The 901-nt window shown below is 73.7% G+C and carries 1 protein-coding gene; it reads right to left on the bottom strand.

Translation table 11 applies throughout. The annotated features are described in order from the left end of the window. Window positions 1-901: single-stranded-DNA-specific exonuclease RecJ (locus VTU_RS0105540; protein ID WP_010101698.1), on the bottom strand; the 901-nt coding region annotated here is incomplete at both ends.

Here is a 901-nt window from a genome sequence, read left to right on the forward strand (position 1 = left end):
GGGCGGCTGCGCGCTTTCGTGGACCAGGCCTTCCGCCATGCGCAGGGCCTGCTCGCGCATGCTGCCTTCGATGGCGCGGCGTTCGCGGTTGATTCCGTCGAGCAGGCCCGCGAGTTCGGCCGCGCGGCCGGGATCGTCGGTGAGCAGGCATTCGATTCCCAGCGTCATGTCGGCCAGCCGTCCGGCGGCGTTGATGCGCGGGCCCAGGGCGAAGCCCAGGTCGAGCGTGCTGGCCGCAGCCACCTTGCGCCCGGCGGCGTGGAACAGCGCGGCCATGCCGGCGGGCATGGCGCCGGCGCGCACGCGCCTGAGTCCCTGCGCCACCAGGCGCCGGTTGTTTGCGTCGAGCCGGACCACGTCGGCCACGGTGCCCAGGGCCACCAGCGCGAGCAGGGCGTCGAGCCGGGGCTGTGCGGGCTTGCCGGTGCCTGCCGCAGCAGGCGTGGCGTCCGGGGCCTGGAACACGCCGCGTGCGCGCAGTTCCGAGCGCAGCGCCAGCAGCACGTAGAACATCACGCCCACGCCGGCCAGCGCCTTGCTCCCGAACGTGCAGCCGGGCTGGTTGGGGTTGACGATGGCGTCGGCCTGCGGCAGTTCGGCGCCGGGCAGGTGGTGGTCGGTGACGAGCACGCCAAGGCCCAGCGCCTTGGCCTCGGCCACGCCGTCCACGCTGGCGATGCCGTTGTCCACAGTGATCAGCAGGTCGGCGCCGCGCTCCCTGACGCGGCGCGCGATTCCCGGCGTCAGGCCGTAGCCGTCGATCACGCGGTCGGGAACCAGGTAGTCCACGTGCCTGGCGCCGAGCATGCGCAGGCCGCGCACGCCCACGGCGCAGGCGGTGGCGCCGTCGCAGTCGTAGTCAGCAACGATGAGCAGGCGCTGGTTCTGCGCCAGCGCGTCG

Origin of the sequence: Verminephrobacter aporrectodeae subsp. tuberculatae At4 (genome assembly GCF_000193225.1) — a bacterium.
In the GTDB taxonomy this organism is placed as follows: Bacteria; Pseudomonadota; Gammaproteobacteria; order Burkholderiales; family Burkholderiaceae_C; genus Acidovorax; species Acidovorax aporrectodeae.